Annotated in this window: 20 protein-coding genes; all 20 read left to right on the top strand. The window is 61.6% G+C overall.

From position 1 onward, the window contains the following. The first annotated feature begins 39 nt into the window (after positions 1 to 39). The 20 genes from CXQ82_RS22340 (at position 40) to CXQ82_RS22245 (ending at position 18,437) form a co-directional block, all read left to right on the top strand. Positions 40 to 1,386 (top strand): flagellar hook-length control protein FliK, encoded by a 1,347-nt coding sequence (locus CXQ82_RS22340; RefSeq protein ID WP_101272326.1) that lies wholly within the window; start codon positions 40 to 42, stop codon positions 1,384 to 1,386. Between the two features lie 221 nt (positions 1,387 to 1,607). Further along, on the top strand, positions 1,608 to 2,108 hold the full coding sequence (gene fliL / locus CXQ82_RS22335) for a flagellar basal body-associated protein FliL (protein WP_101272325.1): 501 nt from the start codon (positions 1,608 to 1,610) through the stop codon (positions 2,106 to 2,108). Positions 2,109 to 2,117: 9 nt separating this feature from the next. Further along, a complete protein-coding gene (gene fliM, locus CXQ82_RS22330) occupies positions 2,118 to 3,086 on the top strand; it encodes a flagellar motor switch protein FliM (protein WP_010208755.1) in 969 nt (322 codons plus the stop codon). A gap of 39 nt (positions 3,087 to 3,125) precedes the next feature. Further along, entirely contained in the window at positions 3,126 to 3,593 is a 468-nt protein-coding gene (fliN, locus tag CXQ82_RS22325; RefSeq protein WP_101272324.1) for a flagellar motor switch protein FliN, read from the top strand. Position 3,594: 1 nt separating this feature from the next. Continuing rightward, a complete protein-coding gene (fliO, locus tag CXQ82_RS22320; protein ID WP_101272323.1) occupies positions 3,595 to 4,038 on the top strand; it encodes a flagellar biosynthetic protein FliO in 444 nt (147 codons plus the stop codon). Beyond that, positions 4,038 to 4,781, top strand: a complete 744-nt coding sequence (gene fliP / locus CXQ82_RS22315; RefSeq protein WP_101272322.1) for a flagellar type III secretion system pore protein FliP — start codon at positions 4,038 to 4,040, stop codon at positions 4,779 to 4,781. The genes fliO and fliP overlap by 1 nt, the downstream gene beginning before the upstream one ends. 4 nt (positions 4,782 to 4,785) lie before the next feature. Then, positions 4,786 to 5,055 carry a flagellar biosynthesis protein FliQ gene (fliQ, locus tag CXQ82_RS22310; protein WP_027603863.1) on the top strand — a complete coding sequence of 90 codons (270 nt, stop codon included), beginning with the start codon at positions 4,786 to 4,788 and terminating at the stop codon, positions 5,053 to 5,055. A 4-nt stretch (positions 5,056 to 5,059) separates the two neighbouring features. Next, positions 5,060 to 5,845: a flagellar biosynthetic protein FliR gene (gene fliR, locus CXQ82_RS22305; RefSeq protein ID WP_101272321.1), complete on the top strand. Its 786-nt coding sequence runs from the start codon at positions 5,060 to 5,062 to the stop codon at positions 5,843 to 5,845. 3 nt (positions 5,846 to 5,848) lie between these two features. Continuing rightward, entirely contained in the window at positions 5,849 to 6,985 is a 1,137-nt protein-coding gene (flhB, locus tag CXQ82_RS22300; RefSeq protein WP_101272320.1) for a flagellar biosynthesis protein FlhB, read from the top strand. 140 nt (positions 6,986 to 7,125) lie between these two features. Then, positions 7,126 to 7,326 (top strand): DNA-binding protein, encoded by a 201-nt coding sequence (locus CXQ82_RS22295; RefSeq protein ID WP_101272319.1) that lies wholly within the window; start codon positions 7,126 to 7,128, stop codon positions 7,324 to 7,326. A 23-nt stretch (positions 7,327 to 7,349) separates the two neighbouring features. Further along, entirely contained in the window at positions 7,350 to 7,553 is a 204-nt protein-coding gene (locus tag CXQ82_RS22290; protein ID WP_101272318.1) for a cold-shock protein, read from the top strand. Positions 7,554 to 7,820: 267 nt separating this feature from the next. Beyond that, on the top strand, positions 7,821 to 9,935 hold the full coding sequence (gene flhA, locus CXQ82_RS22285) for a flagellar biosynthesis protein FlhA (protein ID WP_371917368.1): 2,115 nt from the start codon (positions 7,821 to 7,823) through the stop codon (positions 9,933 to 9,935). A gap of 12 nt (positions 9,936 to 9,947) precedes the next feature. Then, a complete protein-coding gene (flhF, locus tag CXQ82_RS22280) occupies positions 9,948 to 11,264 on the top strand; it encodes a flagellar biosynthesis protein FlhF (protein ID WP_101272317.1) in 1,317 nt (438 codons plus the stop codon). A gap of 106 nt (positions 11,265 to 11,370) precedes the next feature. After that, positions 11,371 to 12,204 (top strand): flagellar synthesis regulator FleN, encoded by an 834-nt coding sequence (gene fleN / locus CXQ82_RS22275; RefSeq protein ID WP_003192912.1) that lies wholly within the window; start codon positions 11,371 to 11,373, stop codon positions 12,202 to 12,204. After that, positions 12,201 to 12,941, top strand: coding sequence for an RNA polymerase sigma factor FliA (gene fliA, locus CXQ82_RS22270; RefSeq protein ID WP_065884564.1), 741 nt, complete (start codon positions 12,201 to 12,203; stop codon positions 12,939 to 12,941). Before fleN ends, fliA begins: the two co-directional genes overlap by 4 nt. A 171-nt stretch (positions 12,942 to 13,112) precedes the next feature. Then, positions 13,113 to 13,487 (top strand): chemotaxis response regulator CheY, encoded by a 375-nt coding sequence (locus CXQ82_RS22265; protein ID WP_015885173.1) that lies wholly within the window; start codon positions 13,113 to 13,115, stop codon positions 13,485 to 13,487. 18 nt (positions 13,488 to 13,505) lie between these two features. After that, on the top strand, positions 13,506 to 14,294 hold the full coding sequence (locus CXQ82_RS22260) for a protein phosphatase CheZ (protein ID WP_101272316.1): 789 nt from the start codon (positions 13,506 to 13,508) through the stop codon (positions 14,292 to 14,294). 11 nt (positions 14,295 to 14,305) lie between these two features. Beyond that, entirely contained in the window at positions 14,306 to 16,516 is a 2,211-nt protein-coding gene (locus CXQ82_RS22255) for a chemotaxis protein CheA (RefSeq protein WP_101272315.1), read from the top strand. A gap of 47 nt (positions 16,517 to 16,563) precedes the next feature. Then, on the top strand, positions 16,564 to 17,697 hold the full coding sequence (locus tag CXQ82_RS22250; RefSeq protein ID WP_101272314.1) for a chemotaxis response regulator protein-glutamate methylesterase: 1,134 nt from the start codon (positions 16,564 to 16,566) through the stop codon (positions 17,695 to 17,697). Beyond that, positions 17,697 to 18,437, top strand: coding sequence for a flagellar motor protein (locus CXQ82_RS22245; RefSeq protein WP_033900785.1), 741 nt, complete (start codon positions 17,697 to 17,699; stop codon positions 18,435 to 18,437). The genes CXQ82_RS22250 and CXQ82_RS22245 overlap by 1 nt, the downstream gene beginning before the upstream one ends. The last annotated feature ends 106 nt before the right edge of the window (positions 18,438 to 18,543 follow it).

Here is an 18,543-nt window from a genome sequence, read left to right as displayed (position 1 = left end):
ACTGCATCCCCGATCCCCATGCAGTGGAGACCTTTACCTATGCCAGTCGCCCCCAATTCGCTCCTTCAGGCTGCCCCTGCGGCCAAGCCTCAAGCGCCCGTCGCCACCCCACAGGTTGCGGCTGCGGACCCACGGGACAAGGGCCCTGGCTTCGCTCAGGTGTTCGCCAGCCAAGGCGCAAAACCTTCGGTAAAAGCCGATGACAACTCGGCCAAGCCCACGCGGGACAAGCCTGTGGATGCCAGCGCCAAGCCGGCCGCCGGTGACGACAAGCCTGCCGCCAGCACACCGGCGGTTGCCGATAGCGGCAATACCTTGCCTGCCAACCCGCCGGCCAAGTCTGACGACAGTGCCAGCAAAGATGACGACGCCGCGGTCGACCCGACCCTGGTGCAGCAGCCTCCGGCTGATCCGGTTGTCGACCCGGCCATGCTGGCCGCCGTGACGCCAGTGGCCGTGCCGGTGCCAGTGCCGGTGGAAACCCCGGCGCCTGCTACCAGCGCCAAGGATGACAAGGCGGCGCCTGTGGTCGCTGCGCCACTTGCGGCGACCGAGGCGGCCAAGCCGGCCTTCGACCCCGAGGCCGACCCCCTCGACGCGATGCCGGCCGTGCGCCTGGCGATGGAGCAGGGCGGGCACGTGTCCGCCAGCAGCCAGGCGCCGGCAAAGACCGCCCCGGCACCGACCCAGGACCAGCCGACCGCCGCGCAGAATTTCGCCGCCGGCCTGGCCACTATGGTCGACCAGCAAGCCACCAAGGACAGCACTGACTCGGGTGGCGAAAAGGCCTTCAGCGGCTTGATCGAAGGCGGCCTCAAGGACCTGAAGGAGGCCAGCAGCGACACCCGCGTCGATGACTTCGCCAACCGCCTGGCCGCGCTGACCCAGGCCGCCACGCCGAAAACCGCGAACGCCTTGCCGCCGCTGACCAATGCGCCGCTGGCCATGCACCAGAGCGGCTGGACCGACGAGATCGTCAACCGCGTGATGTACCTGTCCAGCGCCAACCTCAAGTCGGCCGAGATCCAGTTGCAACCGGCCGAACTGGGCCGCCTGGATATCAAGGTCAACATGACCGCCGACCAGCAGGCCCAGGTCAACTTCATGAGCGCCCACCCGGTGGTGCGTGAAGCGCTGGAAAGCCAGTCCGGCCGCCTGCGGGAGATGTTCGCCCAGCAAGGCATGGGGCAGGTGGACGTGAACGTGTCTGACCAGTCCCGTGGCCAGGAGCAGCAACAACAGCAGGCCCAGACCCGTGGCGTGAGCGGCAACGGCGGGCGTGGCGGCGATAACGGCGACAGCGGCAACCACATTGATGTGGCTGAAGCAGTGACGCCGGTAACGTCGACTGTGATCGGCTCCAGCGCAGTGGATTACTACGCCTGATTCAAGCCATACAACGGTCAAAATGTGGGAGGGGGCTTGCCCCCGATGGCTGAGTGTCAGTCACTGTATTGGTTGCTGACCCACCGCCATCGGGGGCAAGCCCCCTCCCACATTTGATTTGTAGTGCCGCCTCTTCCCCGAGTGCCAGACAACTCTGGCATAACACTTGCTCTTGCCTTTCCGTAGATCTATGAATCCCCGAATAGTGACGGATTATTGGCATGGCGAAGAGCGACGACGCAGCAAAAGCACCCGCAGGCAAAGGCAAGCTCAAGCTTATCCTGGTCATAGTCCTGGGCCTGCTCCTGGCCATCGGCGCCTCGGTGGGTGGCACCTGGTACATCATGCACAGCAGTGCAAGCAAACCGGCACCCGCCGCCGAATCCGCCAGTAACGTCAAGCAACCGGCAATCTTCGAGCCGATGCTCCCGGCCTTCGTGGCCAACTTCAACCAGAACGGTCGGCAACGCTACTTGCAGGTGAGCATCACCTTGCTCGCGCGTGACAAGGGCGACCTGGAAGCGCTCAAGGTGCACATGCCCGTGATCCGCAACAACCTGGTGATGCTGTTCTCCAGCCAGAGCTTCGACACCCTGGCCACCCCGGTGGGCCAGGAAATGCTGCGTCAGAAGGTCACTGCCAGCGTGCAGGAAGTGGCCCAGAAAGAACTCGGCAAAGTCGTGGTCGAGCAGGCGCTCTTCACTAATTTCGTATTGCAGTAGGACCTCGACATGGCCGTGCAAGACCTGCTGTCCCAGGATGAAATCGACGCGCTGTTGCATGGCGTCGACGATGGTCTGGTACAGACCGAAATGGCTGCCGAGCCCGGCAGCGTCAAAAGTTATGACCTGACCAGCCAGGATCGCATCGTCCGTGGACGTATGCCGACCCTGGAAATGATCAACGAGCGTTTCGCCCGCTATACCCGTATCAGCATGTTCAACATGCTGCGCCGCTCGGCGGACGTTGCGGTGGGCGGCGTGCAGGTGATGAAGTTCGGTGAATACGTGCACTCGCTGTACGTGCCCACCAGCCTCAACCTGGTCAAGATCAAGCCGCTGCGCGGTACCGCGCTGTTCATCCTCGACGCCAAACTGGTGTTCAAGCTGGTGGACAACTTCTTCGGCGGCGACGGCCGCCACGCCAAGATCGAAGGCCGTGAATTCACCCCCACCGAATTGCGGGTGGTGCGCATGGTGCTGGAGCAGGCCTTCATCGACTTGAAGGAAGCCTGGCAGGCGATCATGGAAGTCAATTTCGAGTACATCAACTCGGAAGTGAACCCGGCCATGGCCAACATCGTCGGCCCCAGCGAAGCGATTGTGGTGTCCACCTTCCACATCGAACTCGATGGCGGTGGCGGTGACCTGCACGTGACCATGCCGTACTCGATGATCGAGCCGGTGCGCGAGATGCTCGACGCCGGTTTCCAGTCCGACCTCGACGACCAGGACGAACGCTGGGTCAAGGCCCTGCGCGAAGACCTGCTGGACGTCGACGTGCCGCTGAGCGCCACCGTGGCCCGTCGCCAACTGCGCCTGCGGGATATTTTGCACATGCAGCCTGGGGACATCATCCCCGTCGAATTGCCGGAAGAAATGATCATGCGCGCCAATGGCGTGCCGTCGTTCAAGGTCAAGCTCGGTTCCCACAAGGGCAACCTGGCTTTGCAAGTGGTTGAGCCCATCAACCGTCGCTGATCCCTTATTTATGAATGCTTGCTTCGCCGAGGACATGTAATGGCTACCGAACACGAAAACACTTCCGCCGAAGACCAGGCCCTGGCTGACGAATGGGCCGCGGCCCTGGAAGAAACCGGCGATGTTGGCCAGGACGATATCGACGCCCTGCTGGCCGCCGACGCTGCCACTGCGCCGGCCAGCAACCGCCTGCCGATGGAAGAATTCGGCAGCGTGCCGAAGAACAACGATCCGGTGACCCTCGACGGCCCGAACCTGGATGTGATCCTGGATATTCCGGTGTCGATCTCCATGGAAGTCGGCAGCACCGAAATCAACATCCGCAACCTGCTGCAACTCAACCAGGGCTCGGTGATCGAGCTGGACCGCCTGGCCGGCGAGCCGCTGGACGTGTTGGTCAACGGCACCTTGATCGCCCACGGCGAAGTGGTCGTGGTCAACGAGAAGTTCGGCATCCGCCTGACGGACGTGATCAGCCCGAGTGAACGCATCAAGAAGTTGCGCTGATATGAAATATTCGATGGCGGGACTGTTGCTGGCGCTGCCATTGAGCGCCCTGGCGGCCGAGCCGGTCGCGCAAGCGGCAGCGGCAGCGGCGCCTGTGGCCAGCAGCGGCATCGGCGGGCAGCTGACCCAGCTGGTGCTGGGTTTGCTGCTGGTGGTCGGGCTGATTTTTGTGCTGGCCTGGCTGCTTCGTCGCGTGCAGAGCGTGGGCCCGGGCAACGGCCAGGTGATCGAAATGATCGGCTCGCGTGCCCTCGGCCCGCGTGATCGGCTGGTGCTGGTGCAAGTGGGTGAGGAACAGATCCTGCTGGGCCTCACCCCCGGGCGTATCACCCCGTTGCACGTGCTCAAGACCCCGGTCAACGTCGACCAGTCCAAGCCCGCCACGCCAGAATTCGCCCAGCGCCTGATGGAGTTGCTGGGCAAGGATCAGAAGGATAAGAAGTAATGCGCGTTTTATTGACGCTCATGCTGTTGCTGGCCGCGCCGTTGGCATTTGCTGCCGACCCGTTGTCGATCCCGGCGATTACGCTGGGCACCAACGCGGCAGGGGCGCAGGAGTATTCGGTCAGCCTGCAGATCCTGCTGATCATGACCGCGCTGAGTTTTATCCCTGCGTTCGTGATGCTGATGACCAGCTTCACGCGGATCATCATCGTGTTCTCGATCCTGCGTCAGGCCCTGGGCCTGCAGCAGACGCCGTCGAACCAGATCCTCACCGGCATGGCCTTGTTCTTGACGCTGTTCATCATGGCGCCAGTGTTCGACAAGGTGAACCAGCAAGCCCTGCAACCGTACCTGGCGGAAAAAATGACCGCCCAGGACGCGATCGACAAGGCCCAGGGCCCGATCAAGGACTTCATGCTGTCGCAAACCCGCTCCAGCGACCTGGAGCTGTTCATGCGCCTGTCCAAGCGTACCGACATCGCCACCCCGGACCAGGCGCCGCTGACCATCCTGGTGCCGGCGTTCGTGACCTCCGAGTTGAAAACCGCGTTCCAGATCGGCTTCATGATCTTTATCCCGTTCCTGATCATCGACCTGGTGGTGGCGAGCGTGCTGATGGCCATGGGTATGATGATGCTGTCGCCGCTGATCATCTCGTTGCCGTTCAAGATCATGCTGTTTGTGCTGGTGGACGGTTGGGCGCTGATTATCGGCACCCTGGCCGGCAGTTTCGGAGGGGTATAGGGCTATGACCCCAGAAGTCGCCGTCGACCTGTTCCGCGAAGCGCTGTGGCTGACCACCGTGATGGTTGCCGTGCTGGTGGTGCCGAGCCTGTTGGTGGGCCTGCTGGTGGCGATGTTCCAGGCCGCGACGCAGATCAACGAACAGACCCTGAGCTTCCTGCCGCGTCTGCTGGTCATGCTGATCACGCTGATTGTCGCCGGCCCGTGGCTGGTGCAGACCTTCATGGAATACATCCTGCAGTTGTACGGCAGTATTCCGCAGTTGATCGGCTGACCCGATGCAGTCTTTGCTGGCATTGACCGACACCCAGATAAGCACCTGGGTGGCTTCCTTCATCCTGCCGTTGTTCCGGGTGACGGCCATGTTGATGGCCATGCCGGTGTTCGGTACTACCCTGGTGCCGCGCCGGGTGCGTCTGTATTTCGCGGTGGCGATCACGGTAGTGCTGGTGCCGGGCTTGCCGCCCATGCCGCCGGTGAATGCCCTGGATCTGAGTGCGCTGATGCTGATCGCTGAGCAGATCCTGATCGGCACCATGCTCGGCTTCTCCCTGCAGCTGTTTTTCCAGGCCTTTGTGATCGCCGGGCAAATCATCTCGATCCAGATGGGCATGGGCTTCGCATCCATGGTCGACCCTACCAACGGCGTGTCGGCGGCGGTGATCGGGCAATTCCTGACCATGCTGGTGACCTTGCTGTTTCTGGCGATGAACGGCCACCTGGTGGCCTTCGAGGTGCTGACCGAAAGCTTCACCACCTTGCCAGTGGGCTCGGGCCTGGTGGTCAATCACTTCTGGGAAGTGGTCGGGCGTCTCGGTTGGGTGCTCGGCGCGTCGCTGTTGCTGGTATTGCCGGCGATTACCGCGTTGCTGGTGGTCAACATCGCGTTTGGGGTGATGACCCGTGCGGCGCCGCAATTGAACATTTTCTCGATTGGTTTCCCGCTGACCTTGGTGTTGGGCATGGGGATTTTCTGGGTCGGCCTGGCTGACATTCTCAATCAGTATCAGCCGCTGGCGACCGACGCCTTGCAGTTCTTACGTGATCTGGCACGGGCGCGCTGAGCCATGGCCGAGAGCGAGAGTGGTCAGGACAAAACAGAAGACCCCACGGAGAAACGTAAAAAGGACTCCAGGGAAAAGGGCGAGATTGCACGCTCCAAAGAGCTGAATACCGTCGCCACCATGATGGCCGGCGCGGGCGGCCTGCTGATCTACGGCGGCGGCTTGGCGCTGGACCTGCTGGAGTTGATGAAGCACAACTTCACCTTGCCCCGCGAAGTGCTGCTCAACCCTGATTCAATGGGGCAATACCTGCTGCATTCGGGCAAGATCGCGATCCTGGCGGTGCAGCCGATTCTGATCACCTTGCTGCTGGCCGCGCTGATCGGCCCGGTCGCCCTCGGCGGCTGGCTGTTTGCCGCCGGCAGCATGGCACCCAAATTCAGCCGCATGAACCCGGCGGCCGGGCTCAAGCGCATGTTCTCCGCCAAGGCCCTGGTGGAGCTGCTCAAGGCCTTGGCCAAGTTCATCCTGATTCTGTTCGTGGCCTTGACGGTATTGTCGTCCGACATCGACGACCTGCTGCGCATTGCCCACGAACCGCTGGAGTCGGCGATCATCCACAGCGTGCAGGTGGTGGGCTGGAGCGCGCTGTGGATGGCCGCCGGGCTGATCATCATTGCCGCCGTGGATGCGCCGATCCAATTGTGGGAAAGCCACAAGAAACTGCTGATGACCAAGCAGGAAGTGCGTGACGAGCACAAGGACCAGGAAGGCCGCCCCGAGGTCAAGCAACGCATCCGCCAGCTGCAGCGGGAAATGTCCCAGCGCAAGATGATGGCCTCGGTGCCCGACGCCGACGTGGTGATCACCAACCCGACCCACTACGCCGTCGCCCTCAAATACGACCCGGACAAAGGCGGCGCGCCGATGCTGCTGGCCAAGGGCAGCGACTTCACCGCCCTCAAGATCCGCGAAATCGCCGTGGCCAACGACATCCTGCTGCTGGAGTCGCCGGAGCTGGCGCGATCGATTTTCTACTCCACCGACCTCGACCAGGAAATCCCCGCTGGGTTGTACCTGGCTGTGGCCCAGGTGCTGGCGTATGTCTATCAGATCCGCCAATACCGCGCCGGCAAGGGCAAACGCCCAGACCCGCTCAAAGACCTGCCGATCCCGCCGGACTTGCGCCGCGATTCCTGATTGCCCACACCCGGCCAAATACCGTTCGTCGCAAATTCCCACCTACCTGTCAACTCTGACAGTAGCCAGCCTCGCGTTCTCACGGTTTTATGACCCCCAGTGCTGCATGCACGCGGTTAAAGGATGCAGAAGGGGTAGCCATGGGTGTGGTGACGGGAACGGTTAAATCTTACGACCCGCAGATCGGTGAAGGTTTGATTGTGCTGGATGGCAATGCAGAGCAGGTATTGCTGGATCGGCGCGTTTCGGGCGGGGTTCGGCTTTCGGTGGGCGTGAAAGTGGCGCTGCAGATGATCCACCGACCAGCTGGCGTGTACGCGTCATGCGTGAGGCTGCTGTAGCGATATGTGGACGGAGAACAACAATGGCAACGGGCACGGTGAAGTGGTTCAACGCGGAAAAGGGCTTTGGGTTTATCACTCAGGACGACGGAGGGACGGATGTGTTCGTGCACTTTTCGGCGATTCAGGGGGATGGATTCAAAACGCTCGAAGAAGGCAAAAGAGTCGAGTTTGAAGTGAAACCAGGACAAAAAGGCCCGCAGGCCGAGAACGTGCGACTCACGTGAACACATACAAATCCCAATGTGGGAGGGGGCTTGCCCCCGATTGCAGTGTGTCAGGCCCGAAATAGGTGTCTGGTACAGCTCTATCGGGGGCAAGCCCCCTCCCACATTTTGATTGGTTTACAGCCGATAAAGCCTGGGGGGTTGTAGCGATCCACGTGCTGAAGCAAAAGTTGGAAGGCTTCTTGCAATACCGCCTCCAGGACGCCTCTCGGCGTCAAAACTTTGCTTCAAGGAACACGAGGAATACCGGTGGTGGAACGTTCTCAAATGCTCAGCACGGCCCGTGGCACCCTGACTGACCTCTCGCGGGGCAATCTGGGTGTGCCGTTGTTGTTGCTGGTGATGCTGGCAATGATGATGTTGCCGATGCCGCCGTTCCTGCTGGACGTGTTCTTCACCTTCAACATTGCGCTGTCGGTGGTGGTGTTGTTGGTGTGCGTCTACGCCCTGCGCCCGCTGGATTTTGCGGTGTTCCCGACGATTCTGCTGGTGGCGACCCTGCTGCGCCTGGCGCTCAACGTGGCGTCCACCCGCGTGGTGATGCTCCACGGCCAGGACGGCCACGCCGCTGCCGGCAAGGTGATCCAGGCCTTCGGTGAGGTGGTGATCGGCGGTAACTACGTGGTCGGTATCGTGGTGTTTGCGATCCTGATGATCATCAACTTTGTGGTGGTCACCAAGGGCGCCGGGCGGATTTCCGAGGTGAGCGCGCGTTTCACCCTCGACGCCATGCCGGGCAAACAGATGGCCATCGACGCCGACCTCAACGCCGGCCTGATCGACCAGAACCAAGCCAAGTCCCGCCGCCTGGAAGTGGCCCAGGAAGCCGAGTTCTACGGCTCCATGGACGGTGCCAGCAAATTCGTACGCGGTGACGCCATCGCCGGCCTGTTGATTCTGTTCATCAACCTGATCGGCGGTATGGCCGTGGGTATCTTCCAACACGGCATGACGTTCGGCGATGCGGGCAAGGTGTACGCCTTGCTGACCATCGGTGACGGTTTAGTGGCGCAATTGCCATCACTGTTGTTATCTACAGCTGCCGCGATCATGGTGACCCGTGCCTCGGGCTCCGAAGACATGGGCAAGCAGATCAGCCGCCAGATGTTCGCGTCGCCCAAGGCCCTGGCCGTGGCGGCAGGCATCATGGCAGTCATGGGCATCGTGCCGGGCATGCCGCACTTTTCGTTCCTGACCATGGCGGCATTGGCCGGTGGCGGCGCCTACCTGTTCTGGAAAAAGCAGAACCAGGTCAAAGTCATTGCCCAGCAAGAGATCGCGCGCCAGCAGGAACTGCTGCCATCCCCGGCCCGCGCCCAGGAAACCAAGGAGTTGGGCTGGGACGACGTGACCCCGATCGACATGATCGGCCTGGAAGTCGGCTACCGCCTGATCCCCCTGGTAGACCGCAACCAGGGCGGCCAATTGCTCGCGCGGATCAAGGGTGTGCGCAAGAAGCTGTCCCAGGACCTGGGGTTCTTGATGCCCACCGTGCATATCCGCGACAACCTCGACCTGGCGCCCAGTGCCTATCGCCTGACCCTGATGGGCGTGATCCTGGCCGAAGCCGAGATCTACCCGGACCGCGAACTGGCGATCAACCCAGGGCAGGTATTCGGCAGCCTCAACGGCATAACCGCCAAAGATCCGGCTTTTGGCCTGGACGCGGTATGGATCGAAATCAGCCAGCGCAGCCAGGCACAGTCCCTGGGCTACACCGTGGTGGACGCCAGCACCGTGGTCGCCACCCACCTCAACCAGATTCTGTACAAGCACTCCCATGAGCTGATCGGCCATGAGGAAGTCCAGCAATTGATGGGGTTGCTGGCCAAAGCGTCGCCTAAACTGGCTGAAGAACTGGTGCCGGGCGTGCTGTCGCTGTCGCAGCTGCTGAAGGTATTGCAGGCACTGCTGGCCGAACAGGTGCCGGTACGCGACATTCGCAGCATTGCCGAGGCCATCGCCAACAATGCCGCCAAGAGTCAAGATACTGCCGCCCTGGTGGCTGCGGTGCGCGTCGGATTGTCGCGCGCAATCGTCCAAAGCATTGTAGGGCTTGACTCCGAGCTGCCTGTGATCACCTTGGAACCAAGGTTGGAACAAATATTGCTCAATAGTATTCAGAAGGCAGGACAAGGCCAGGAAGAGGGCGTTCTGCTGGAGCCAAGCATGGCTGAGAAGCTGCAGCGTTCGTTGATCGACGCCGCACAGCGCCAGGAAATGCAGGGCCAACCGGTGATTCTGCTGGTGGCCGGCCCCGTCCGGGCGATGTTGTCGCGGTTTGGACGCCTGGCAGTACCGAATTTGCACGTTTTGGCTTATCAGGAAATTCCTGACAACAAGCAAGTGACTATCGTCGCGACAGTAGGGCCCAACGGCTGAGGGTAGTGGGTTATGCAAGTTAAGCGTTTTTTCGCCGCCGATATGCGTCAGGCCATGAAACTGGTTCGTGATGAGCTGGGCGCCGACGCCGCGATCATCGGCAACCGTCGTATTGCCGGCGGTGTCGAGCTGACGGCTGCCCTGGATTACACCCCCTCGGCCCTGGCGCCGCGCGTGCCGAACATGGAGCTCGAAGACGAGCTGCGCAAGACCGCTTCGCGGATCGTCTCGGCCCAGGCCGAACTGAGCATGCGTGGCGACAGCGATGCCACCACCAACCGCCAGTTGTTTGCCGGCCTGCCGCTGACCGCTGCCGAGCCGTTGGTTGAGCCGACCTTTGTTGAACCGCCACGTCCTGCAGCGCCGGCTCCGGCTGCCGCAGTCGACCAGCGTGTGTTCGACTCGATGCGCTTTGAACTCAATGGCCTGCGCGAGCTGCTTGAAGTACAACTCGGCTCGCTGGCCTGGACCCAACTGCAAGGCAGCAAGCCGCAGCAGGCCAACCTGTGGCGTCGGCTGCAACGTATCGGCTTGTCCGGCCCGTTGTCCCGCGACCTGCTGGCCCTGACCACCGAAATCGAAGAGCCTCGCCAGGCCTGGCGCATGTTGCTGGCGCACTTGGCGCGCATGATCGTCACCCCGGAAATCGAGCCGCTGGAAGAGGGCGGTGTGATCGCCATGGTCGGCCCTGCCGGCATGGGCAAGACCACCACCCTGGCCAAGTTGGCGGCGCGTTATGTGCTCAAGTACGGCGCGCATAACATCGCGCTGGTGAGCATGGACAGCTACCGTATCGGCGCCCAGGAGCAGCTCAAGACCTTGGGTCGTATCCTCAATGTGTCGGTGACCCACGTGGACCCGGGCCAGTCCCTGGCCAACGCGTTGGACCCGCTGCTGCGCAAGCGCGTGGTGCTGATCGATACCGCCGGCCTGCAAGCCAGCGACCCGGCACTGCGCATGCAGCTGGAAAGCCTGGCCGGGCGTGGGATCAAATCAAAAAATTACCTGGTGCTTGCAACCACCAGCCAGAAACAGGTTCTTACCGCTGCATACCATAGTTACAAACGCTGCGGCCTGGCCGGTTGCATCCTCACCAAGCTCGATGAAACCGCGAGCCTGGGCGAGGTATTGAGCCTGGCCATCAGCCATGAATTGCCGGTTGCCTACCTCACCGACGGGCCGCGGATCCCGGATGATCTGCATCTGCCGCGCCGTCATCAGTTGGTCAGCCGTGCAGTCAGCGTGCAAATGCAAGAAGAGCCTAGCGAGGAAGCGATGGCCGATATGTTCGCCGACCTCTACCACAACCCGGCAAAGCGGGTGGGTTGAGGGCAGGATGAACACCGTGAAATGTATCTACATCGATGGTCTGCAAGCGATTCACGCGGCCAAGCCATGTAGCCTGCGTCTAAGCAAGACAAGGTAAAGAAATAAAATGGGCAGCATGCATCCCGTACAGGTGATCGCGGTGACCGGCGGCAAAGGTGGCGTCGGGAAAACTAACGTGTCAGTGAATTTGTCCCTGGCCCTGGCAGAGCTTGGCCGTCGTGTCATGCTGCTGGATGCTGACCTGGGGCTGGCGAACGTCGACGTTCTGCTGGGGCTGACGCCCAAACACACCCTGGCCGATGTGATCGAGGGCCGCTGTGAGCTGCGCGACGTGCTGCTGCAGGGCCCCGGTGGCATCCGCATCGTGCCGGCCGCCTCCGGTACCCAGAGCATGGTGCATCTGAGCCCGGCGCAGCATGCCGGCCTGATCCAGGCCTTCAGTGACATCGGCGACAACCTCGACGTGCTGGTGATCGACACCGCCGCCGGGATCGGCGAGTCGGTGGTCAGCTTCGTGCGCGCCGCGCAGGAAGTATTGCTGGTGGTCTGCGATGAACCCACCTCGATCACCGACGCCTACGCCCTGATCAAACTGCTTAACCGTGACTACGGCATGAACCGCTTCCGCGTGCTGGCCAACATGGCCCAGAGCCCACAGGAAGGTCGCAACCTGTTCGCCAAGTTGACCAAGGTCACGGATCGCTTCCTCGATGTCGCCTTACAATACGTCGGCGCAGTTCCCTACGACGAGTGTGTACGCAAGGCTGTGCAAAAGCAGCGTGCAGTCTACGAAGCGTTCCCTCGTTCCAAATGCGCACTGGCGTTCAAGGCTATTGCCCAGAAGGTCGATACCTGGCCGTTGCCTGCCAACCCGCGGGGGCATCTGGAGTTTTTCGTCGAGCGATTGGTGCATCAGACGAGCGCAGGACCGGTGCTATGACATCCAGCGGCTACAACCTTTACAAGAAATCGGCACGTGACAGCCAAGGTGAGTTGATCGAGCGCTATGCGCCCCTGGTCAAGCGCATCGCCTATCACTTGCTGGCACGCCTGCCCGCCAGCGTCCAGGTCGAAGACCTGATCCAGGCGGGCATGATCGGCCTGCTCGAAGTGTCGACCAAGTACGACGCGAGCAAGGGTGCCAGTTTCGAGACGTATGCGGGTATCCGCATCCGTGGCGCGATGCTCGATGAAGTGCGTAAAGGTGACTGGGCGCCGCGTTCGGTACACCGCAATACGCGCATGGTCAGTGACGCAATTCGCGCAATTGAAGCAAAAACCGGTCGCGACGCTAAAGATCACGAAGTTGCGGCCGAACTCCAATTGAGTCTCGACGATTACTACGGGATTTTGAACGATACCTTGGGCAGCCGCCTGTTCAGTTTCGACGACCTGCTGCAGGACGGCGAACACGAAGGGCTGCACGAGGACGGCGCGAGTGCTCATATGGAGCCATCGCGCGACCTGGAAGATGAACGTTTCCAGGGCGCCTTGGCGGACGCGATTGCCAATTTGCCGGAGCGTGAGCGGCTGGTGTTGGCGCTGTACTACGACGAAGAGCTGAACCTCAAGGAAATCGGTGAGGTCCTGGGAGTCAGCGAGTCGCGGGTCAGCCAGTTGCACAGCCAGTGCGCAGCCCGCTTGCGGGGGCGTTTGGGAGAGTGGCGAGCGCGCTGACAGGCAGTGTTGGGGAGCACTGCAAAGCGAGGCCGCGAGGGTGATAGACCTTCGCGGATTCGACCCGTGGTGCCCCCCACAGTCCTTTTTGTGTAATGCCTGTTGATTGAAATGGCGCGTCCAGGTGCTGGGCGCGTTTAAGACTGCTTGGAGGTCGAATTGGACAAGAACATGAAAATCCTCATCGTTGATGACTTCTCAACGATGCGGCGGATCATAAAAAACCTGTTGCGTGACCTTGGGTTCACTAACACGGTCGAGGCGGATGACGGCATTACGGCGATTCCGATCCTCAACAGCGGGAGCATCGACTTTCTGGTAACAGACTGGAACATGCCGGGCATGACCGGTATCGACCTGCTGCGCCACGTGCGCGCTGACGAAAAGCTGCGCAGCCTGCCGGTGCTGATGGTGACCGCCGAAGCCAAGCGTGAACAGATCATCGAAGCCGCCCAAGCTGGGGTTAACGGCTATGTGGTCAAGCCATTCACTGCATTGGCCTTGAAAGAGAAGATCGAAAAAATCTTCGAACGCATCCACGGCTAATGCCATCGCGGGGGAGCTATGGAGCATAAAGAATCATCACAGGGAGACTTTGAGTCGACCCTGAAAAAGCATGCTCACCAGTTGGTCGACAGCCTTGAAAAAGGCCAGTTCGGCGACGCGGTGCAGTTGATCCATGAGCTCAACCAGACCCGTGACCGCGGCCTGTACCAGGAAGTGGGCAAGCTCACACGCGAGCTGCACAGTGCGATCGTCAATTTCCAGATTGACCCGCATATGCCCCAGGCCGAGGAAATCTCGCAGATCACGGATGCCACCGAACGCCTGTCCTACGTGGTCAGGCTGACTGAGGCGGCGGCCAACCGCACCATGGACCTGGTGGAAAACGCCACGCCCCTGGTCAATGGCATGGCCACTGAAGCCCAAGCCCTGAGCCACGACTGGGGCCGCTTCATGCGCCGCGAAGTGGGGGCTGAAGAGTTCCGTGAGCTGGCGCGTCGGGTTGAAGGTTTTCTGTCACGCAGCGAGCAGGAAAACCGCACGGTTTCCAGCAACCTCAATGACATTCTGCTGGCCCAGGATTACCAGGACCTTACTGGCCAGGTGATCAAGCGTGTGACCCAGTTGGTCACCGAAGTGGAAAGCAACTTGCTCAAATTAGTGCTTATGGCAGGCCAGGTTGACCGTTTTGCCGGCATCGAACATGACCGCGAAGCGATCCTCTCGGAAAAAGATCCAAAAAAACATCTCGCCAAGGGTGAAGGTCCGCAGATTCATGCCGATAAACGTGAAGACGTTGTGTCAGGTCAGGATGACGTAGATGACCTGTTATCCAGTTTAGGCTTCTAAGGAGCACCCACATGAGCTTCGGCGCCGATGAAGAAATCCTTCAGGATTTCCTTGTAGAGGCCGGCGAAATTTTAGAGCAACTGTCCGAACAACTGGTCGAGCTGGAAAGCCGCCCGGATGATGCGAACCTGCTCAATGCAATTTTTCGCGGTTTTCACACTGTAAAAGGGGGCGCCGGCTTCCTCCAGCTCCATGAGCTGGTGGAGTGCTGCCACATCGCCGAGAACGTGTTCGACATCCTGCGCAAGGGTGAGCGTCACGTTGATTCGGAATTGATGGACGTGATTCTCGAAGCACTGGATGCGGTCAACGGCATGTTCAGCGAAGTGCGCGAACGTGCACCGATCACGGCGGCTACGCCGGAACTGCTGGCCGCCCTGGCGCGCTATGCGGAGCCGGCCGACCTGTCCGCTGCGCCGGCCGTTGAAGCTGCGCCAGAGCCTGTGGCTGAGCCTGAAGCGGATGTGACGGACAGCGAGTTCGAGCAGTTGCTCAACTCCCTCAATGCCGTCAAGGCCGAGGCCGAAGCACCGGCGGCGGTTGCCGCACCGGCAGCGCCGACCAGCGAAGACATCACTGACGCAGAGTTTGAATCCCTGCTCGACCAGTTGCACGGCAAAGGCCAGTTCGCTGCCGACGCCGTGGCACCGGCCGCTGCCGCCGAAGCGCCTGCCGCCGCGGCCAGCACCGACATTACCGACGACGAATTCGAAGCGTTGCTCGACCAACTGCATGGCAAAGGCACGTTTGCGGCCGACGCCTTGCCGGAAGTCGCGGCAGCCCCTGCGCCAGCTTCTGAGCCCGCTGCCAGTGCCGCACCGGCTGGCGACGGCCTGATCTCCGATCACGAATTCGAAGCCCTGTTGGACGATTTGCACGGCAAGGGCAAGTTCACCGAAGTCGCCCCGGCTGCCGCTGCAGCCGTTGCCACGGCGGCACCGGTTGCCGCCAAAGCCGCTGCGCCGGCCGCCAAGCCTGCGCCGGCCCCGGCTGCCGCCCCGGCCCCAGCGCGTGCCGCTGCGGCGCCGGTCGCCGAGAAACCCGCCAGTGAAGCCGAAACCACCGTGCGGGTTGATACCGCGCGCCTGGACGACATCATGAACATGGTCGGCGAGCTGGTACTGGTGCGTAACCGCTTGGTCCGCCTGGGCCTGACCAGTGGCGATGAAGCCATGCAGAAAGCCGTGTCGAACCTCGACGTGGTCACTGCCGACCTGCAGACCGCCGTGATGAAAACGCGGATGCAGCCGATCAAGAAAGTCTTCGGCCGCTTCCCGCGCCTGGTTCGCGACTTGGCGCGCCAGTTGAAGAAAGAGATCAACCTGGAACTGGTGGGTGAAGAAACCGACCTCGACAAAAACCTTGTCGAGGCCCTGGCCGACCCGCTGGTCCACTTGGTGCGCAACGCCGTCGACCACGGCGTGGAAACCCCGGAAGAACGCGAAGCCTCGGGCAAGTCCCGTGGCGGCAAGGTGATTCTGGCGGCCGAGCAAGAAGGCGACCACATCCTGCTGTCGATCACCGATGACGGCAAGGGCATGGACCCGACCATCCTGCGCAATATCGCGGTCAAGCGTGGCGTGATGGACAAGGACGCCGCCGACCGCCTGACCGACACCGAGTGCTACAACCTGATCTTCGCCCCGGGCTTCTCGACCAAGACCGAGATTTCTGATGTGTCCGGCCGTGGCGTGGGCATGGACGTGGTGAAGACCAAGATCAGCCAGCTCAACGGCTCGATCAACATTTACTCGACCAAGGGCCAGGGCTCGAAGATCGTGATCAAGGTGCCGTTGACCTTGGCGATCATGCCGACCCTGATGGTGATGCTGGGCAACCAGGCCTTCGCCTTCCCGCTGGTCAACGTCAACGAAATCTTCCACCTCGACCTGTCGCGCACCAACGTGGTGGACGGTCAGGAAGTGGTGATCGTGCGCGACAAGGCGTTGCCACTGTTCTACCTCAAGCGTTGGCTGGTGGCATCGGCCAAGCATGAAGAGCAGCGCGAAGGCCACGTGGTGATTCTCTCCGTGGGCACCCAGCGGATCGGCTTTGTGGTCGATCAATTGGTGGGTCAGGAAGAGGTGGTCATCAAGCCTTTGGGCAAAATGCTGCAGGGAACCCCGGGCATGTCCGGTGCGACCATCACCGGTGACGGTCGGATCGCGCTGATTCTCGATGTTCCGAGCATGCTCAAGCGTTACGCCGCTCGGCGTATTTGATTCTGGTGGGGCAGGGCGGTTCGCCCGCCCCGCCTAACGGAGTGTTTATGGCAGTCAAGGTCCTGGTGGTGGACGATTCGGGTTTCTTCCGCCGCCGCGTCTCGGAAATTCTTTCCGCCGATCCAACGATTCAGGTGATCGGCACGGCCACTAACGGCAAAGAGGCGATTGATCAGGCGATTGCGTTGAAACCCGACGTGATCACCATGGACTACGAGATGCCGATGATGGATGGCATCACCGCAGTTCGACACATCATGCAACGCTGCCCGACCCCGGTATTGATGTTCTCCTCGCTGACCCATGAAGGCGCCCGGGTGACCCTGGATGCGCTGGACGCCGGCGCGGTGGACTTCCTGCCGAAAAATTTCGAAGACATCTCGCGTAACCCCGAGAAGGTCAAGCAACTGCTGTGCGAGAAAGTCCACAGTATTTCCCGCAGTAACCGCCGCAGCCTGTTCAGCACGCCAGCACCCGCGCCGGCACCGGTAGCTGCGCCAGCCCCTGCACCAGCCTCTTCATTTGGTCGCCCGGCGCCTGCGCCGGTTGCACGGCCTGCGGCGCCGCCAGTGCGCACGTCGGCGCCTGCTGCTGCGCATTCGCCGGCGCCCAAGCGCAAGGCTTACAAGCTGGTGGCCATCGGTACCTCCACCGGCGGCCCGGTGGCGCTGCAACGCGTGTTGACGCAACTGCCGGCCAACTTCCCGGCGCCTATCGTGTTGATCCAGCACATGCCTGCCGCGTTCACCAAGGCTTTCGCCGAGCGCCTGGACAAGCTGTGCCGCATCAGCGTCAAGGAAGCCGAAGACGGTGACATCCTGCGCCCAGGCCTGGCGCTGCTGGCCCCGGGTGGCAAGCAGATGATGGTCGACGGGCGTGGCGCGATCAAAATCCTGCCGGGCGATGAGCGCCTGAACTACAAGCCGTGTGTGGATATCACCTTCGGCTCGGCAGCCAAGTCCTACGGCGACAAAGTTCTGGCGGTGGTACTCACCGGCATGGGCGCCGACGGCCGTGAAGGCGCGCGCCTGCTCAAGCAGGGCGGCAGCGCAATCTGGGCCCAGGACGAAGCCAGCTGTGTGATCTATGGCATGCCCATGGCCATCGTCAAGGCTGACCTGGCCGACGCCGTCTATAGCCTGGACGACATCGGCAAGCACCTGGTGGAGGCCTGCCTCTGATGGATGTATTGAGCCTGATCGGCATCATCATGGCGTTTGTCGCGATCATCGGCGGCAACTACCTCGAAGGTGGCCACCTTGGTGCGCTGGCCAACGGCCCGGCGGCGCTGATCGTGATCGGCGGCACCGTGGGCGCGGCGTTGTTGCAGTCGCCGATGAGCTCGTTCAAGCGTGCGATGCAGATCCTGATCTGGATCATCTTCCCGCCGCGCGTGGACCTGCCCGGCGGCATCGACCGCGTGGTCAACTGGAGCCTCACCGCCCGCAAGGAAGGCCTGCTGGGTCTGGAAGGCGTGGCCGATGCCGAGCCTGACAGCTACGCGCGCAAAGGCCTGCAATTGCTGGTGGACGGCGCCGAACCGGAAGCGATCCGCAGCATCCTCGAGGTGGATTTCTACACCCAGGAAAGCCGCGATATCAACGCCGCCAAAGTCTATGAAAGCATGGGCGGCTACGCGCCGACCATTGGCATCATCGGTGCGGTGATGGGCCTGATCCACGTGATGGGCAACCTGGCCGACCCTTCGCAACTGGGCAGCGGGATTGCCGTGGCGTTTGTGGCCACCATCTACGGCGTGGCCAGTGCCAACCTGGTGCTGTTGCCGGTGGCCAGCAAGCTCAAGTCGATTGCCATGCGCCAATCGCGTTATCGCGAAATGCTGCTCGAAGGCATCCTGTCGATTGCCGAGGGCGAGAACCCGCGCTCCATCGAACTGAAGCTCCAGGGCTTCATGGATTGATGGGTATGGAGAGCGTGTTGTGGCCAACCGGCTTGTTGTGGCAAGCGGGCTTGCTGTGGCGAGCGGGCTTGCCCGCGTTGGGCTGCGAAGCAGCCCCAGTACAGTC

This window comes from Pseudomonas sp. S09G 359, from assembly GCF_002843605.1.
Classification (GTDB): domain Bacteria; phylum Pseudomonadota; class Gammaproteobacteria; order Pseudomonadales; family Pseudomonadaceae; genus Aquipseudomonas.
The sequence above is the reverse complement of the archived record's forward strand: the minus strand, read 5'-3'. Positions and strand labels throughout refer to the sequence as shown.

Excerpts from the sequence above, each read along its gene's own strand:
- CXQ82_RS22340 (WP_101272326.1), top strand. The coding sequence starts at position 40 with ATGCCAGTCGCCCCCAATTCGCTCCTTCAGGCTGCCCCTGCGGCCAAG.
- fliL (WP_101272325.1), top strand. The coding sequence starts at position 1,608 with ATGGCGAAGAGCGACGACGCAGCAAAAGCACCCGCAGGCAAAGGCAAG.
- fliM (WP_010208755.1), top strand. The coding sequence starts at position 2,118 with ATGGCCGTGCAAGACCTGCTGTCCCAGGATGAAATCGACGCGCTGTTG.
- fliN (WP_101272324.1), top strand. The coding sequence starts at position 3,126 with ATGGCTACCGAACACGAAAACACTTCCGCCGAAGACCAGGCCCTGGCT.
- fliO (WP_101272323.1), top strand. The coding sequence starts at position 3,595 with ATGAAATATTCGATGGCGGGACTGTTGCTGGCGCTGCCATTGAGCGCC.
- fliP (WP_101272322.1), top strand. The coding sequence starts at position 4,038 with ATGCGCGTTTTATTGACGCTCATGCTGTTGCTGGCCGCGCCGTTGGCA.
- fliQ (WP_027603863.1), top strand. The coding sequence starts at position 4,786 with ATGACCCCAGAAGTCGCCGTCGACCTGTTCCGCGAAGCGCTGTGGCTG.
- fliR (WP_101272321.1), top strand. The coding sequence starts at position 5,060 with ATGCAGTCTTTGCTGGCATTGACCGACACCCAGATAAGCACCTGGGTG.
- flhB (WP_101272320.1), top strand. The coding sequence starts at position 5,849 with ATGGCCGAGAGCGAGAGTGGTCAGGACAAAACAGAAGACCCCACGGAG.
- CXQ82_RS22295 (WP_101272319.1), top strand. The coding sequence starts at position 7,126 with ATGGGTGTGGTGACGGGAACGGTTAAATCTTACGACCCGCAGATCGGT.
- CXQ82_RS22290 (WP_101272318.1), top strand. The coding sequence starts at position 7,350 with ATGGCAACGGGCACGGTGAAGTGGTTCAACGCGGAAAAGGGCTTTGGG.
- flhA (WP_371917368.1), top strand. The coding sequence starts at position 7,821 with ATGCTCAGCACGGCCCGTGGCACCCTGACTGACCTCTCGCGGGGCAAT.
- flhF (WP_101272317.1), top strand. The coding sequence starts at position 9,948 with ATGCAAGTTAAGCGTTTTTTCGCCGCCGATATGCGTCAGGCCATGAAA.
- fleN (WP_003192912.1), top strand. The coding sequence starts at position 11,371 with ATGGGCAGCATGCATCCCGTACAGGTGATCGCGGTGACCGGCGGCAAA.
- fliA (WP_065884564.1), top strand. The coding sequence starts at position 12,201 with ATGACATCCAGCGGCTACAACCTTTACAAGAAATCGGCACGTGACAGC.
- CXQ82_RS22265 (WP_015885173.1), top strand. The coding sequence starts at position 13,113 with ATGAAAATCCTCATCGTTGATGACTTCTCAACGATGCGGCGGATCATA.
- CXQ82_RS22260 (WP_101272316.1), top strand. The coding sequence starts at position 13,506 with ATGGAGCATAAAGAATCATCACAGGGAGACTTTGAGTCGACCCTGAAA.
- CXQ82_RS22255 (WP_101272315.1), top strand. The coding sequence starts at position 14,306 with ATGAGCTTCGGCGCCGATGAAGAAATCCTTCAGGATTTCCTTGTAGAG.
- CXQ82_RS22250 (WP_101272314.1), top strand. The coding sequence starts at position 16,564 with ATGGCAGTCAAGGTCCTGGTGGTGGACGATTCGGGTTTCTTCCGCCGC.
- CXQ82_RS22245 (WP_033900785.1), top strand. The coding sequence starts at position 17,697 with ATGGATGTATTGAGCCTGATCGGCATCATCATGGCGTTTGTCGCGATC.